The sequence below is a fragment of the Enhydrobacter sp. genome, from assembly GCA_025808875.1.
Lineage (GTDB): Bacteria > Pseudomonadota > Alphaproteobacteria > Reyranellales > Reyranellaceae > Reyranella.
This window is the reverse complement of sequence record CP075528.1, coordinates 4,961,889-4,976,799: the sequence shown is the minus strand read 5'-3', so window position 1 is coordinate 4,976,799 and position 14,911 is coordinate 4,961,889. Positions and strand designations below refer to the sequence as shown.

At 67.1% G+C, this 14,911-nt stretch carries 14 protein-coding genes; 3 read left to right on the top strand and 11 right to left on the bottom strand.

Annotation, left to right across the window (positions count from 1 at the left end):
- Positions 1 to 7 precede the first annotated feature (7 nt).
- Positions 8 to 1,336 (bottom strand): LLM class flavin-dependent oxidoreductase, encoded by a 1,329-nt coding sequence (locus tag KIT25_24680; protein UYN98054.1) that lies wholly within the window; start codon positions 1,334 to 1,336, stop codon positions 8 to 10.
- 144 nt (positions 1,337 to 1,480) lie between these two features.
- Between KIT25_24680 and KIT25_24675 the strand changes: the two genes are divergently transcribed.
- Positions 1,481 to 1,792: a BON domain-containing protein gene (locus KIT25_24675; protein UYN95167.1), complete on the top strand. Its 312-nt coding sequence runs from the start codon at positions 1,481 to 1,483 to the stop codon at positions 1,790 to 1,792.
- Positions 1,793 to 1,799: 7 nt separating this feature from the next.
- Here KIT25_24675 and KIT25_24670 read toward each other — a convergent pair whose 3' ends face one another.
- The 4 genes from KIT25_24670 to KIT25_24655 are packed head-to-tail and all read right to left on the bottom strand — an operon-like array spanning position 1,800 to position 4,708.
- Positions 1,800 to 3,191: an amidase gene (locus KIT25_24670; protein UYN95166.1), complete on the bottom strand. Its 1,392-nt coding sequence runs from the start codon at positions 3,189 to 3,191 to the stop codon at positions 1,800 to 1,802.
- Positions 3,188 to 3,370 (bottom strand): hypothetical protein, encoded by a 183-nt coding sequence (locus KIT25_24665; protein ID UYN95165.1) that lies wholly within the window; start codon positions 3,368 to 3,370, stop codon positions 3,188 to 3,190. Before KIT25_24665 ends, KIT25_24670 begins: the two co-directional genes overlap by 4 nt.
- Before the next feature lie 17 nt (positions 3,371 to 3,387).
- Positions 3,388 to 4,233, bottom strand: coding sequence for a 6-bladed beta-propeller (locus tag KIT25_24660; GenBank protein ID UYN95164.1), 846 nt, complete (start codon positions 4,231 to 4,233; stop codon positions 3,388 to 3,390).
- A 4-nt stretch (positions 4,234 to 4,237) separates the two neighbouring features.
- The gene (locus KIT25_24655; protein UYN95163.1) at positions 4,238 to 4,708 is read right to left on the bottom strand and encodes a nuclear transport factor 2 family protein; all 471 of its coding nucleotides are present in this window, start codon (positions 4,706 to 4,708) and stop codon (positions 4,238 to 4,240) included.
- 57 nt (positions 4,709 to 4,765) lie between these two features.
- Between KIT25_24655 and KIT25_24650 the strand changes: the two genes are divergently transcribed.
- Positions 4,766 to 5,410 carry a glutathione S-transferase family protein gene (locus KIT25_24650; protein UYN95162.1) on the top strand — a complete coding sequence of 215 codons (645 nt, stop codon included), beginning with the start codon at positions 4,766 to 4,768 and terminating at the stop codon, positions 5,408 to 5,410.
- Between the two features lie 12 nt (positions 5,411 to 5,422).
- Here KIT25_24650 and KIT25_24645 read toward each other — a convergent pair whose 3' ends face one another.
- From KIT25_24645 to KIT25_24630, 4 genes are read right to left on the bottom strand one after another with little or no spacing between them, the layout of a single operon-like run.
- Positions 5,423 to 5,992 carry a disulfide bond formation protein B gene (locus KIT25_24645; GenBank protein UYN95161.1) on the bottom strand — a complete coding sequence of 190 codons (570 nt, stop codon included), beginning with the start codon at positions 5,990 to 5,992 and terminating at the stop codon, positions 5,423 to 5,425.
- 6 nt (positions 5,993 to 5,998) lie between these two features.
- Positions 5,999 to 6,154, bottom strand: a complete 156-nt coding sequence (locus tag KIT25_24640; protein UYN95160.1) for a hypothetical protein — start codon at positions 6,152 to 6,154, stop codon at positions 5,999 to 6,001.
- Positions 6,155 to 6,192: 38 nt separating this feature from the next.
- On the bottom strand, positions 6,193 to 10,233 hold the full coding sequence (locus KIT25_24635; GenBank protein ID UYN95159.1) for a translocation/assembly module TamB domain-containing protein: 4,041 nt from the start codon (positions 10,231 to 10,233) through the stop codon (positions 6,193 to 6,195).
- Positions 10,233 to 12,092 (bottom strand): outer membrane protein assembly factor, encoded by a 1,860-nt coding sequence (locus KIT25_24630; protein UYN95158.1) that lies wholly within the window; start codon positions 12,090 to 12,092, stop codon positions 10,233 to 10,235. Before KIT25_24630 ends, KIT25_24635 begins: the two co-directional genes overlap by 1 nt.
- A 111-nt stretch (positions 12,093 to 12,203) precedes the next feature.
- Between KIT25_24630 and KIT25_24625 the strand changes: the two genes are divergently transcribed.
- Positions 12,204 to 13,049 carry a TauD/TfdA family dioxygenase gene (locus tag KIT25_24625; GenBank protein ID UYN95157.1) on the top strand — a complete coding sequence of 282 codons (846 nt, stop codon included), beginning with the start codon at positions 12,204 to 12,206 and terminating at the stop codon, positions 13,047 to 13,049.
- A gap of 30 nt (positions 13,050 to 13,079) precedes the next feature.
- Here the strand turns inward: KIT25_24625 and KIT25_24620 are convergent, their stop codons facing one another.
- Both KIT25_24620 and KIT25_24615 read right to left on the bottom strand, forming a co-directional pair.
- Complete coding sequence (locus KIT25_24620) at positions 13,080 to 13,922, bottom strand: ABC transporter permease (GenBank protein ID UYN95156.1); 843 nt, start codon at positions 13,920 to 13,922, stop codon at positions 13,080 to 13,082.
- Positions 13,919 to 14,866, bottom strand: a complete 948-nt coding sequence (locus KIT25_24615; GenBank protein UYN95155.1) for an ABC transporter permease — start codon at positions 14,864 to 14,866, stop codon at positions 13,919 to 13,921. The genes KIT25_24620 and KIT25_24615 overlap by 4 nt, the downstream gene beginning before the upstream one ends.
- Positions 14,867 to 14,911 lie beyond the last annotated feature (45 nt).

Genomic DNA, 14,911 nt, shown 5'->3' with positions numbered 1-14,911 from the left:
CCCGGCCTCACTCCGCCGCCTTGGCCGCCGTCACGAAGAAGCGATTGTCCGGCCGCGGCAGGCCGAGATTCTCGCGCAGTGTCTTTCCTTCGTACTCGGCGCGGAAGAGACCGCGGCGCTGCAGCTCGGGAACGACCTTGTCGACGAAATCGTCGAGGCCGCCCGGCAGGTAAGGGAACATGACGTTGAAGCCGTCGCAGGCGCCGGTCATCAGCCATTCCTCCATCTGGTCGGCGATCATCGCGGGCGTGCCCACCATGCCGAGCCCACCATAGCCGCCGAGACGTCCGGCGATCTGGCGCACCGTCAGGTTCTCGCGCTTGGCGAGCGCGATCACCCGCTCGCGGCCGCTCTTGCTCTGGTTGGTCTCGGGGATCTCGGGCAGTGGCCCGTCGGGATCGAATTTGCGGGCATCGACGCCGATGGCAATCGACAGCGCGGCGATGCCGCTGTCGTAGCTCACCAGACTGTCGAGTTTCAGTCGCTTGTCCTGCGCCTCCTGCAACGATTCGCCGATCACGACGAAGGCGCCAGGCAGGATCTTGAGGTGGTCGGGATTGCGCCCGGCCCTGGCGGCGCGGCCTTTCACGTCGGCATAGAAGGCGCGGCCGGCCTCGATCGGGCCGCCGGCGGCAAACACGACCTCGGCCGTCTCAGCGGCGAGCTGGCGCCCGGCGTCCGATGCGCCCGCCTGCACGATCACCGGCCAGCCCTGGATCGGCCGCGCGATGTTCAGCGGTCCGCGCACCTTCAGGTACTTGCCCCTGTGGTTCAGCACATGGAGCTTGGCGGGATCGAAATAGATGCCGGCCTCGACGTCGCGGATGAAGGCATCGTCGGCCCACGAATCCCACAGGCCAGTCACGACGTCGTAGAACTCGCGCGCCCGGGCATAGCGCTCGTCATGCTCCATCTGGTCGTCCATGCCGAAATTCTGCGCCGCATCGGGATTGGACGTCGTCACGATGTTCCAGCCGGCGCGGCCCTCCGAGATGTGGTCGAGCGAGGCGAAGCGGCGGGCGATGGTATAGGCCGGCTCGAAGGTGGTCGAAGCGGTGGCGATCAGGCCGAGATGCCGGGTGTGCTGGGCGAGTGCGGGCAGGAGCGTCAGCGGATCGAACGATGTCACCGTGGCGCTACGCTTCAGCGCCTCCATCGGCATGTTCAACACCGCCAGATGGTCGGCCATGAAGAAGGCGTCGAACTTGCCGCGCTCGAGCGTCTTCGCGTAGGCGATCAGCGCCTTGAGATTGAAGTTGGCGTCGGGCGTGCCGCCCGGGTAGCGCCAGGAAGCGGTGTGGATGCTGACCGGGCGCATGAAGGCGCCGAGGCGCATCTGACGTTTGCTGCTCATGGACCCCTATCTTGCAGCGACGCCCGGCCGCGGCAAGGCCGGCCGGACGAGAAGAGCTAATTCAACGGATTACCGGCAACGCTTCCCGCCGGCATCCGTTTCGAGTCGGTAACCGGGAGCCTCGACATGAACGACGACGACGAACGCATGCGCGATGCCATTCACGATGCCCTGACGCGCGCCAACATCGACGCCCGCAGCCTCTCGATCGAAGTGCGCGCCGGTGCCATCGAGATCACCGGCACGGTGCCGACGGAGGAGCAGCGGCGCCAGGTAGCGCCGGTCGCCGTCGACGCGGCGATGGCCGACCGCTGCCGCATCGATATCGGCGTCCGGCCGGTGGCGCCGATCGATTCCGGGGACGGCCGCGGCCGCTCGCCCGCTACCGGCACATCCGCCGATTCCGAGCACGAGAGCAAGCACCAGACGGATCGGTAGTGCCGTCTCAAATCGGTGGATACTTCTTGTCGGTGCCCGCCGCCAGTTCCCACACCCGCGCGACCTGGAACAGGGTCGCCTCGTCGAAATAGCGCCCGACGAACTGTACCGAGAGCGGCAGCCCTCCGCTGGAAAGGCCAGCCATCATGGCGATGGCGGGATGGCCGGTGATGTTGAAGGGCGTGCGTGCCTGGCGCGGATAGGTGCGCTCGACGTCGGCCGCATGGTCGATGCGGCAGGCTGGATCCATCGAGCTCGCACAGAGCAGCACGTCGAAGTCGTGCAACGCCTCCTCGACCCGGGCAATCATGGCGGTGCGCAGGCGCTGGGCCTGGACGTAGTCGCCCGCCGACATGAAGGCGCCGGCCATCAGGCGCTGGCGCGCCAGCTTGCCGTAGTCGCCCGGCCGCCCACGCAGCCACCGGGCATGGATCGCCCAGGCTTCGCTCTGCAGGATGACACGGTTGACGTCGCGGAACTCGCCGAGCGCCGGCAACACCGCGTCGCGCACCTCGGCGCCCGCCATCTGCAATTCACGCGCGACATGCTGCAGCGCCGCCGTGACCTCGGGATCGGCTGGCAGGTCGGTCTCGTGGAAGTGACGCACGAATCCGACCTTGAGGTTCCGCACGCCGCGCTCGAGGCGCTCTGAATAGCGGCCGGCCCGCGCCGCCATGCTGCCCGGATCGAGCGGGTCGTAGCCTGCAATCGCGTTAAGCATCAGCGCATTGTCGCTAACAGTGCGGGTCATCGGACCGACATGGTCGAGCGTGAAAGAGAGCGGAAACACGCCGCGCCGCGATACGAGACCGTAGGTCGGCTTCAGCCCGACAATGCCACAGCAGCTCGCCGGATTGCGCACACTGCCGCCGGTATCGGAACCCAGTGCCATGGGGAAGAGACCCGCGGCGATGCCCGCGCCCGAGCCCGACGAGGAGCCGCCGGGATGATGGTCGGGATTCCAGGGATTGCGCGCCGGCGGCCACGGCAGGTCGAAGCTCGGCCCGCCGATGGCGAACTCGTGCGTCGAGAGCTTGCCCAGTACGATCGCGCCGGCCTGGCGCAGCTTCGAGACACAGACCGCGTCGCTCGAGGCGACATTGCCGTCGAGAATCTTCGAGTGGCACGTCGTCGGCAGTCCCGCCACGTCGACGATGTCCTTGATGCCGACGGGCACGCCGTGCAGCGGCCCACGCCGACGGCCCGCCGCGATCTCGTTCTCTGCGGCGTGTGCCTCGGCAAGCGCACCCTCAGCGTCGAGCCGGATGAAGACATTGAGCGTCGGATCGAGCTTCTCGATGCGCCTCAGCAGTGCCTGCATCAGCTCGACCGGCGAAAGCTCCCGGGCGGCTATCGCCGTCGCGGCCTGAGCGACCGAGAGGCGGTGCAGCTCGCTCACAGGCCGTCTCCCGGCCGCATCGGCGGCCACGGCTCGGCGGCGGGGGAGTCGACCGGCTTCAGTCGCTCGGTCGCGGCGGCGGCCTGGGCGGCGGCGGCGGCGACGTCGTCCGGATGCTCGGCCAAGGCCTTGCGCAGTCCGGCGCGTTTGGCCAGCAGCTCCATCGTCGCCTTGTCCACGTCCTCCTCCTCCGGCGCTAGTCGAGGCGCTCGAGCTTGGTGATTTCCTGCGGCGGCAGCTCGGCGAGATAGAGGTTGCCCTCCGCGTCGCCCGACAGCCCATGCGCGCCGTTGATGGCGCCGCGGCAACGGCCGATCAACCCGCCGCCGGGACCGAACAGGCTGATGCGCGGCGTCTGGTCGGTGACGAAGACCATGCCGCGTCCGTCGATCCAGATCTGCATCGGATGGTAGAGATCGCCCCAAGCGTCGAGGAATCGACCGTCGCCATCGAAGACCTGGATGCGATTGTTCTCGCGATCGCCGACCAGCACGCGCCCCTCCGCGTCGATGGCGATGGCATGCGGCGTGGTGAAGGCGCCAGGCCCGGCACCGCGTCCACCCCAGGTGCGGACCAGCGCCCCGTCCGCGGCGAAACAATGCACGCTCGAATTGCCGTAGCCGTCGGCCACGTAAATCTGTCCGTCGGAGGCCAGGGCGGCGGCCGTCGGATGATTGAAGGGTGCGTCGAGCGAGGGCCAATGACGACGGCCCAGCGCCTGGAGCAGCCTGCCGTCGCCGTCGAAACGCAGCACCTGATGGGCGTCGCGGTCGGCGACGAGGATCGTGCCGTCGTGGCCCGCCGTGATGTAGTGCGGTTCCGCCAGCACTCCCTCGCCCCAGGCGCCGCGATAGCCGCCATCGGGACCGAACACCAGCACGGGACGATCGGTCCCGCGCTGCGCGACATGAACCCTGCCATCGCCGTCGACCATCACGTCGGAAATGAAACCGAATGCGTCGCCGGGCGGCAGCCTTGCCCACTTTCGATGCACGGCGTAGCGGCGATCACCGAGGATGACGGTGTAGGCCTCGTCCGACATGGGATCAGGCGGGCGGCCGGGGACCGGGCTTGCTGGAGGCGTAGAGATAGCTGCGGATCTTCCAGGCGTCACCGACGCGGCGGAAGACGACCAGCGTGTTGAACGCCTCCTCCGATTCGCGTCCGGTCGCGAGGAACTTGATGCGGCCGCCGGAGGTCGCGCGCAGCCAGGCGAGGTCGCCGGAGGTCTCGGCCTCCTTGACCGTGAAGGCGAGATCGACCTTGAGGGTCGCGAAGACTTCCTTGTAGGCCGCCCGCAAGGCGGTGGTGCCGATGGCCGGCTGCATGTTCTCGCGCACGAAGGAACCGTCGGCGGCGTAGAGCCCGACCAAGGTCTCGACGTTGCCGGCCTTGAGGGCGGCGGCATAGCGCTCGATGACGGCGACGACGTCGGCCGGCGACTGGCCGGCGGCGGAGGCGGCGAAAGCCACCGAACCGGCGGCGGCGAGGGCGAGGCGGCGTGAAACGATGGTCATGCGGCCAGATAGGCAGGGTTCGCGTCGCGGTGCAAGATGCAAGCGGAGGAAGCCAGCATGCCCGACAGCCCAGACCGCCTTGTTCTTCACGGCAGCTTTACGTCCAGCTCGAGCTACAAGCCGATGCTGTTCCTGGCTCTCGCCGGACTGTCCTTCTCCTTTCGAACCGTCAACCTCAAGAACGGCGTTCAGAAGCAACCCGAACACCTCGCGATCAATCGATATGGACAGGTGCCGGTGTTGCGCCATCGCGGACTCACTCTGGTGATGTCCAACGTCATCCTCGACTATCTCGCCCGCTCGACCGGCCATTTCGAGGCAACGACCGAGCAGGCGCGCTGGCAGGCCCGCGAGTGGCTCGCCTGGGAGAACGACGCCATCACCAACGTGGCGCGGATCCGCCATTTCGCACGCTTCCGCCCCGACGTCGCACCGGCGATCGTCGACTACTTTCGGGCGCCTGCCGAAGCCGCGCTCGACTTCATCGACAAGTCTCTCGACGGACGGCAATGGCTGGTCGGCGACAAATGCACGATCGCCGACATCGGCTGCTGGGGTCGCATGGTGTTCATGGCCGAGGGCGGGCTTTCCCTGGACCGCCGGCCGCATGCCCGCGCCTGGCGCGAGCGGATCATGTCGATGCCGGGCTTCGCCCTGCCCTACGACCTGATCCCCAAGAAGGATACCGAGTTCGACAGGTGATCGCCCGCACGGTCAGCCGAAGAACCGCTCGATCAGCCAGTAGCTCGTCGGATTGTCCGGACATTCGATCGGCCCGCACTGCACGAAACTCATCGCGGCGTTGGCAAGCGTGACGAGGACCAGAAGGTAGCACGCGGCCTTGGCGAGGCCGTGGAACGGACCGGGATGTCGCGGGCTGCTGCGATGGCTTTCGAAACTCACCGTGCCGGCGACCAGCAGCAAAAACGCGATGCCCGCGATCGTCGCCAGGAAAATCAGGAACGACCAGCTGTAGAGGTGAAGGCCGAGGATGGCCGAGCCGTAGTGGCCCGTGTCGCTCGCGATGTGCAACAGCACCTGGCGTCCGGACACAGCGAGGCCGAACAGCGCGGCGACCAGTCCAAGACCGTAGTGATAAGGGTGCGATCCGAAGCGCAGGTTCAACGCGAAGGCAAAGCCGCAAAGGACGAAGGCGATCCGCTGCAGATTGCACAACGGGCAAGGCAATTCGTGCCGGGCGAATTGCATGACGAACGCCGCCAGCAGCACCAGCGCCATGCCGCTCGCGCCGATGGTGTTGCCGAAACGCACGAGGCCAGGCATCGCGGCCTACAGGAACACGGTGAGCGGGTCGGTCAGGTGGTGCACGAACCACGCGACCGAGCCGACAAAGGAGAGGGCAAACAGGACCGTGGCGACGTCGCGCCGACCCGCCACTGCCGTCAGCAAGGCGATGCCGAGCACGAGGAAGATCAGGGTCGTCACGGGATGTCAGTGTCTCAGCAACCGACGGGTGAACGCAATCAATAATCCCATTCCATCTTGACGCCCAACCGGCTGTTCACATCGGCACCCACGTCGGCTTCGACTTTGGTATTGGGAAACACCTCGATTTCAACCACGCCACGGCTCGACCCGGCGCCGGCACCTTGACGGGCGCCGACATAGACGCCCGGCGCCAGATAGCGGCCTGCGCCGAGCGACGGACCTTGGCCGCCGGCCCCGTCGACCGAGAGCTGGTCCAGCCCCAGGCTGCGACGCAGGCGACCGAGGAAACCCTGCGCGGGCGATGTTCGGCCGCTCAGTTCGCCGATCGCTTCGGCGGCGCTCAGGATCTCGAAGGGGCTCAGTCCGGCGGACGGCTTGCCGAACAGCAGCATCGCCATCGCCTCGTCCTGGGGCAGTGGCGGACTTGCACTAACGCTGAAGGTGGGTGCCCGCGACGTGCCGCCGATCGCCACTTCTATGGTCGTCGATTGAACGGAGGTCGTGGCCACGAAATCGAGGAGCGGATCGAGGGTGTCGGCGGTGAGGAGCGAGACGTTGCCGCGCGTGAAGTTCAGGCGGCGACCGGCGAGATTGAAGGTGCCGCGGCGCAGGGTGAGATTGCCAAGCACACTGGGCCGACTCGCGGTGCCGGCGACCTGCAATTGCCCGCTCATCTCCGCGTCCAGTCCACGGCCGCGCACGAACACCGCGTCCGGCGCGGCGATCTCGAGAGCGAGCCGCACCGGCAATCCCGCCGCATCGCCGCCGGGTGCGATGGCGTCGCTCTCGCCGGCCGGCAGATTGATCTCGCGCACCGGGATCGTCGGATACCCTGCCGCCTGCTGAGCGCCGATGGCGATTTCGGTGCGATCGAGCCGGAGGTTGCCGCCGACGTCCACGCCGTCGACCATGGAGCCGGTCACCTTGACGTCGCTGGTAACAGCAACGACCAGATCGGGACGACTGACAGCCAAAGCCCGTTGTGTCTCGATCGCGAGGTCGAGCGGAAAGCCGCGTTCGGGATCGAGCGCAACGGTGCCCGCGGCGCCGACACGCCCACCGCCTGCTGTCTGGAAGGCGAGACGCTGCAAGCGCAACACGTCGCCCGCCAAGGCCAGCGTGCCCTCGCCGCCGCTCAGTCGCAAACCGCTGTCCGGCAGCGCGAACGCCACGCCGGCAAGAGCAGCCGAGCCGTCGCCCGCAATGCCATCCGGCGTGATCGCGAGTCGCAAGTTCGGCCGCAACGTGCCCGACACGTTGCGGATGCTGTTGCCCAGCAACGGCGAGAAAGGACCGATGTCGACGCTGCCGCCGATCGCCACACGAGCGTCGAAAGGCGCCAGTGTCGCGTCGCCTCTCAACGTCAGGTTGGTCGAGCCGCCGCCGCCCAGTCGGATATCGAAGGTTGCGCGCCGCTCGACCAGGGAAGCCGATCCTCTCAGGGCGATACTCGGCAACAACGCCGTGCCGGGCCGCCGCAACCGCAGTCCCGTCGCATTGTAGGTCGCCTGCAAGCGCGGATTGGCCGCCGGTCCATGGGCGCGCAGTCTTGCCTGCAATGTGCCCTCGATGTCGACACCCGGCGTCAGCGACGACAGCAGCGCGAGCGGCAAGGCGGCGATGTCGGCCTCGAGGTTGCTGGTCTGCGGATCGACGGTCCCGGCGATGCGGACATTGCCGCTGCCAAGGCGCAACGATGCGGGTTCGATGGTCGTCCGCTCCCCTCGGATCGTCGCCCGCAAGGCACCGGCCAGCCCAACGGGCACGCCCCGATAGCGGCCCGTGAAGCGCGACACCGCGAGACGAATCTCATCGGCGGTCCTCTCGACACGGGCCGCGAGATCGGCCGACAGGTTCGTGCCGCCTGCCCGCAGCGCGACGTCGACGGCATGCCGGTCGCCCTTCGCCGTCGCCTCCAGGCGTCCGACTTCGTCGACACCAGCGATACCATCGGCGTCCAGATGCGCGTCGGTTTCGGCCGCACCGAAGGGATCTCGCACAGTGCCGTCGAATGCCAGCCTGGCGACGCGCCTATCGCCGCTGCGCAGCGCTTCGCCGCGCAGCACGACCATCACCGCGCCACCGGGGTTCGGTTCGGTTGCAACCTTCAGATCGATCGAGCCATCCATCGGTACACCGACAAGCACCGAGAAATCCGCCAGACTCGATATCCGGAGATGGCCGTGACCGGTCGCGCCGCGCGGCGAGATTTCGAGATCGGTGACGTTCACCACAGCGCTTGCCCAGTCGCCTTGCGCGCCCGGGACCGACAATGCGCCGTCGGCACCGCGTCGAAACCGGCCATCCAGGCGGGCCGGTCGGTCGGCGAGCGTCCCCTGCACGCGCAACTCGCCGGCGACCGTCTCGTTCGAGACGCTCAGATCGGCCGTGGCTTCGAGCGCACCCGTGATCTCCGGCTGCAGCGCTTCGACCCGAGGGACGGAAGCGGAGAGCCTGAGATCGCCGTTGCGTTCGTGGCCGCGTCCGTCGACCTGCAGCGAGAGCGCCGGCGACCCGACGCGCAACGCTTCGACGATCCACGCGCCGTCGGCAAATTCGACGGCGCCGCGGGTGCTTACCGACGGTCGCGTGATCCGCTCCGGCACGCCGGGCAAGGTCAATGCGTCGAAGCTTCCGTTCCAGCGCAGGCGCACGCGCTCCTTGTCGACGCGCGCTGAAAGCTCGAGTTCGCCGACTCCGCCGAGCGTCACACCGGCGAGCGGCGAGTATCGATCCAGGTCGGCGATCCTCAGTCGTGCCGTCATCTCACCGACCGACGTCGAGGGCCGATAGCTGCCGCCGAATCGCGCGACCGCACCCGCTTCCGAGAGGGTGCCGTCCTGTACGATCAAATTCCCTCCCTTGCGCAACTCGATCGTGGCGGCGGCCTCCAGGCGACCGGATGGCATCCCGCGCACATCGTCCACCGTCGCCGTGACCGTCGCCGTCCCGGACGGATCGCGGGCAAGGTCGCGCAGCTCCGAACGGATGGTGGCTCGCAGGTCGCGCCACCCGGCGCCCCCGGCAAGCGCGGAGTATGGGCCGGCATCCGGGACCATGACGTCCACGCTGGCCTCGAGTTTGTCCGTGGCCATGTCGTATCGTCCGGTGCCCTCGATCCTGGTCGGACCCGATTCGAGTGTCAGTCGCTCGACACTCCACGTTCGAGCGGCGTCGAACCGGGCGGAACCCTGCAGCTCGAGCGGCTGGGCGAGTGCACGGGCGAGTGGACTGTCGGGCAGGCCGGAAGTCGCCGCCTGCAGCCGAAGGGATACTTGCGTGTCGGCGCCGACACGCTCCCAATGCACCCGTCCTTCCGAGGTAACGGCATCGCCGGCGCCGGCCGTCAACACGACGTTGCCGGACTGGGCGTTGCCCCGGGCCGTCATCTCGAGCGACGTGCGCTCGAGATCGGGCCGTCCGATCAGCTCCGCCACCAGCCCGCCGCGCGTGGATTCCTCGACCGCGATCCTTCCGTCGATCGAGAGCGGGGCCAGTCGAAACCTCAGGTCGGCCGAGGCATGGGCTGCCGGCCCGTCCGTGCGATCGAGCGTCACGTGAAGATGGCTGGCGCCGTCATCCGCCGGCAAGGAAGCGGCGGCATCCAGTTTCCAGTTCGACCGCACGCCGGCGACGGACTCGTGCAGGTTCAACTCGGGCACGGAAGCGAGACGCAAGTCGACGGCGAACGGCAGCCCGGTGAACTCACCGGACGAAGGCTCATCGGTCCTCGATGGGTAGGGAAGGCGACGTACGTCGATCTGTCGTGCCGTGAGGTTGTCGATGCGCAGCCATCCGGAGAACAATGGCGCAATCGACCAGGAAAGACGCACTTCTTCGGCACGCAGCCAAACGCCCTCTCGATCCGCCACTTCGAGCTCGCCGATGGTCAGGTCTGTCGGTATGAATCCGTCCAGTTCTCTCAGTTCGACCCGCATTTCCCCCGAAGACGCGAGCCGCGACATGGTCGCCGCCACCCAGTGCCTGGCCGGCGCCGACTGCAGTACGGCGAGCAACAGCGCGACGGCGGCAGCAAAGCCGCCGATCATCCCGCCGAGGATCCTGAGGGCGCGCATCAGAACGCCTGCCCGAGGCTGACGTAGATGCCGAAGGGCGCATCGCCGGAGCGCCGGTTGAGCGGCACGGCAACGTCGAGGCGGGCCGGCCCGAAGCCGGTGTAGTAGCGAAGGCCGACGCCAGCACCGACACGCGGCGGCAGGCTCGCAAAGTCCGGCCAGACGTCGAGATAGGCGCTGCCGGCATCGACGAACGCGACCGCGCCGAACGACTGGCCAATGCGCTGGCGAAACTCGAGGCTTCCCTCCACCACGCTCGCCCCGCCGATCGGCGTGTTGAAGGCATCGCGTGGACCGGCACTCTGATAGGCGAAGCCACGCACCGAACCACCGCCGCCGGCATAGAAGAGCTTGTCGGGCGGGGTCAGACTCGTGCTTGCCCCGGGGATCATGCCGTAGGATGCGCGGCCGGCGAGAACGCTGCGACCGTTCCCGCTGATATCGAGATAGCCCGCCCCGGTGAGCCGCAGGATGCTGAAGACGTCGTTCTGGTTCTTGGCATCCATGTAGGGCGCCGCCGCCAGGGTGAAACGGTATCCCTTGGTCGGTTCGACCGCGCTGTTGGCCCGGTCGAGCGTCACCGACATCGGCAGACCCACAAGCGCAAAGGTGCGCGTGGTCCCATGGGCCTCGATCTCGGAGTAGTCGCCCGCGAGACTCACCTTGGCCCGCCAATGCGGGGAGAATGTCCGCTCGAACCCAAAGGAGCCGACCACCGCCTTGCGGCGATAGGCATCGAACACCTCCCGCACGACCTGCGCCTGCGCCACCGCATCCTGCTGGGGCAACCACCAGTCGGGCTTGCGGAAGTCCGCCTTGAAGGCATAGCCCGAGTCCTGGAAGAACGCGCCCTGTCCGATACGATTCATCTCCGTGGCGAGGCGCAAGCTCTCGGCTTGACCGAACAGGTTGCGGTGCAGCCAGTAGGCGTTGACCGAGAAGCCGAGCTGCGTCTCGTAGGCGACGCCGAAGCCGACCGATCGCTGCGCCCGGTCGCGAAGCTCGACGTCGATCGGCAGCCTGCCGTCGGCTTCGAGTTGGCTGGCCGGCGTGACGCGCACGGAGTTGAACACACCGAGTGACGTCATCCGGTCGCGCAATTCATTGACCCTGCCCGGCCGATAGGGCTCGCCCTGCGAGAAGGGGACACGGCGCTGCAGGTACTTCGTGTCGATCTCTTGCGTTCCCGAGAATCGCACCGGACCCATCGAGGCCAAGGGTCCCTCCTCGATCACGTAGGTGACGTAGGCTTCCTTGACGGCGTAGTCGATCACGACTTCGCGCGGCCGCGCCGCCGCCAGCGCATGGCCGCGCTCGCGAAGCTGCTCGAGTATTTGCTGTTCGGTCTTCAGGATCTCGGCGGCGTCGGCGGGACTGCCCACCTTCAGCGACAGTTGGTCCAGATCGATGGCAAGCGACGTCGTCGCCTGTCCTGCGGGACGGATCGCCAGGGTGGCGACGCGATAGCGCGATCCTGTCTGGATCAGAACCGCAAAATTGATCGTCTCCGAAGCGGGCGCAACCGCAATGGCATCGAGAGCCTCCGGCTCGTCGATCGTGCGCCCCGAATACGTCGTGTGAACCTCCGCGTCGTAGAAGCCACGCGAACGCAGGGCCGTCTCAAGACGGGCGCGCCGGGCCTGTGCGCCCTGCAACAACGACAGGGCATCGCCGGAGAGCGGTGTATCCTTGTCGAGAGCATCGATCAGTCCTTGGAGCTCGGCGGCCATGCGCTGGTCGCCGACGATCGACAGGGTGATTTCGGCCTTGCGCGCATGGGCGGCCTGGGCGGCAAGGACCATCGCCGCCGAAACGACCAGACATCGCCAGATGTTGTCGAGGCGGGTTCGCCGCTGCATCGGAATCCTTCGTAGTTCGGCGAACATGGCGACAGTATGGAAACCTAACGTCTCAAAGGACCGTTGGATGCCTCATCCGACACTGCTAGGCTCTACTAGCAGGAGGTCGCCATGAGGAACAGCCGCATCGAGGTGAAGCAGCTCTCGGGCGCTGGCGGCGCGGAGATTTCGGGCGTCGATGTCGCCCAGGACCTCGACGACGACACGGTGCGCGAGATTCGCGACGCCCTGAACGAGCACTGCGTCGTGTTCTTCCGCGACCAGGAACTCGATGTCGCACGCCACAAAGCCTTTGCCCGAAAGTTCGGCGAGATATTCGTGCATCCCAACTACAAGGGCATGGGAGACGATCCCGAGATCGTCATGGTGCGGCGCGAGCCGGGCGACACCGGCTACGTCGGCGAGGACTGGCATGCCGATACCACGATGTGGCCCGAGCCGCCGATGGGCGCGATCCTCTACGGCATCGATGTGCCGCCCTACGGTGGCGACACGATGTTCGCCAACCAGTACCTGGCCTACGAAGCGCTGTCGGACGGCATGAAGAAGATGCTGCACGGTCTGCGGGCCGTGCACAGCGACATCATGGTGGCGGGGCCGCAGGCCGGCAAGAACAAGGGGCGTTCGACGAAGCACCGCGATGGAGCGGACTGGCGCGAGACACGCAGTGTCCACCCGGTCGTGCGCACGAACCCCGAGAACGGCCGCAAGATGCTGTTCGTCAACAAGTCTTACACCGTCGCCTTCGAAGGCATGACGGAAGCCGAGAGCAAGCCGCTGCTCGACTTCCTGATGGAGCACGGCAACCGGCCGGAATTCACTTTCCGCTTCCGATGGCAGAAGGGCTCGATTGCGTTCTGGGACAATCGAAGCGCCAAGCACATCGCGTTGGGCGATACCGGGCCGTTTCGCCGTCTCATGCGGCGCATCCAGATTTGCGGCGACCGGCCGGTCTGACGGTCCGCTCCCGGGCTCGACAATCGAGGCCTATCCCACGCGCATCAGGCGAAGCCGCGGATCTAGCAGATCGCGCAGGCCGTCCCCCAGCATGTTCAGGCCGAGCACGGCCGCGGCAATGGCGCAGCCCGGCCATACTGCCAACCCCGGTGCTTGGAAGATGTAGGTCTGCGCATCGCGCAGCATCCGCCCCCACGACGGCACCGGCGGCTGGGCACCGAGCCCGAGATAGGAGAGCCCCGCTTCGGCCAAGATCGCCACCGCGAACTGAATCGTCGCCTGGACGATCAGGATGCTGGCTATGTTGGGCAGGACATGATGCAGGGTGATGCCGACCGGACCCCGCCCCATGGCCGTCGCCGCACGCACGAAGTCGCGGCCCCACATCGACAACGCAGCGCCGCGGGTCACGCGCGCGAACACCGGAACGTTGAAGATGGCGATGGCGAGAATGGCGTTTTGTGCGCTGGCTCCCAGGACGGACGTAATGAGAATGGCGATCAGCACCGCCGGGAAGGCGAAGATGAGATCGGAGGTACGCGACAGCGCCTCGTCGACCCAACCACCTCGCGCCGCAGCCCATGCGCCCAGCGCGACGCCCGCCGACATGCCGAGGACGACAGCGATCAGGCCGACCGCGATCGACGTCTGGGCGCCCACCATGATGCGCGAGAGCACGTCGCGGCCGAGATGATCTGTTCCCAGCCAGTACTTTGCGGAGGATGGCATCAGCTTGGCCCGCATCTGCAGTTCTTCGACCGGATGCGGCGTCCAGAAGAGAGACACGAGGGCGGTACCGATGAACAGGAGCAACAGCACCGCGCCGATCTGGAATCCGACGTGTCGCCCGGCACGCGCCAGAAAATTCTTCATGCGCGAATCCGCGGTCGCGGATCGAGCAGCGCGTAGGCGAGGTCGACCAGCAGGTTCACCGCCAGCACGAGTACCGTAAACAGGATCACGACATTCTTGATCACGATCAGATCGCGATTGTTGATCGAGTCGTAGACGAGTTGTCCGACCCCGGGCAGGCGGAAGACGCTTTCGATGATCACCGCACCAGCAATGAGGAAACCCGCGATCAGGCCGGCGACCGTCGTCACCGGAATCAGTGCGTTGCGCAGCGCATGCCGGAAAAGAACAGTCCGCTCGGGCGCCCCCTTGGCGCGGGCCGTACGCACATAGTCCTCGCGCAGGGTGTCGAGCATCGCCGATCGGGTGACGCGGGTAAGGATGGCGATCTCGCCCAGCGACAACGCCGCCGCCGGCAGCACCAGTGCATGCAGGGACTTGACGACATCCTGTCCCCATCCCGGAAAGCCACCCGCCGGGAAGAGCTGCCAGGTCACGGCAAACACCAGCACCAAGACAATGCCGAACCAGAAGTTCGGGATCGAGATGCCGATCTGGGTGAAACCCATCACGCCCCAGTCACCCGGCCGGCCGTGCCGCCAGGCAGCGAACACGCCGAGCGGAATCGCCACCAATGTCGCCCACGACAGCGCCATGGCACCGAGTGGCAGGGTGACGACCAGCCGATCGCCGATGAGCTTGGAGACCGGTGTGCCATAGGCGTGGCTGGCGCCGAGATCGAACGTCGCCAGCCCGCCGATCCAGGTCGCGTAACGCTCGACCAGTGGACGATCGAAGCCGTATTTTGCCCGCAGGGCGGCAAGCGTGTCGGGCCGCGCCTCGGTGCCGAGCATGACTTCCGCGGGATCGCCAGGTAGCACCTCGACGACCGCGAACACGACGACCGTCGCCATCGCCAAGGTCACCAACGCGGCAACGAGCCGCCGCGAGAGGAACTCGATCATAGCGACAGCATCGTCAGCCCGTGGCCTTCAGCTTGGGGGGCGGCC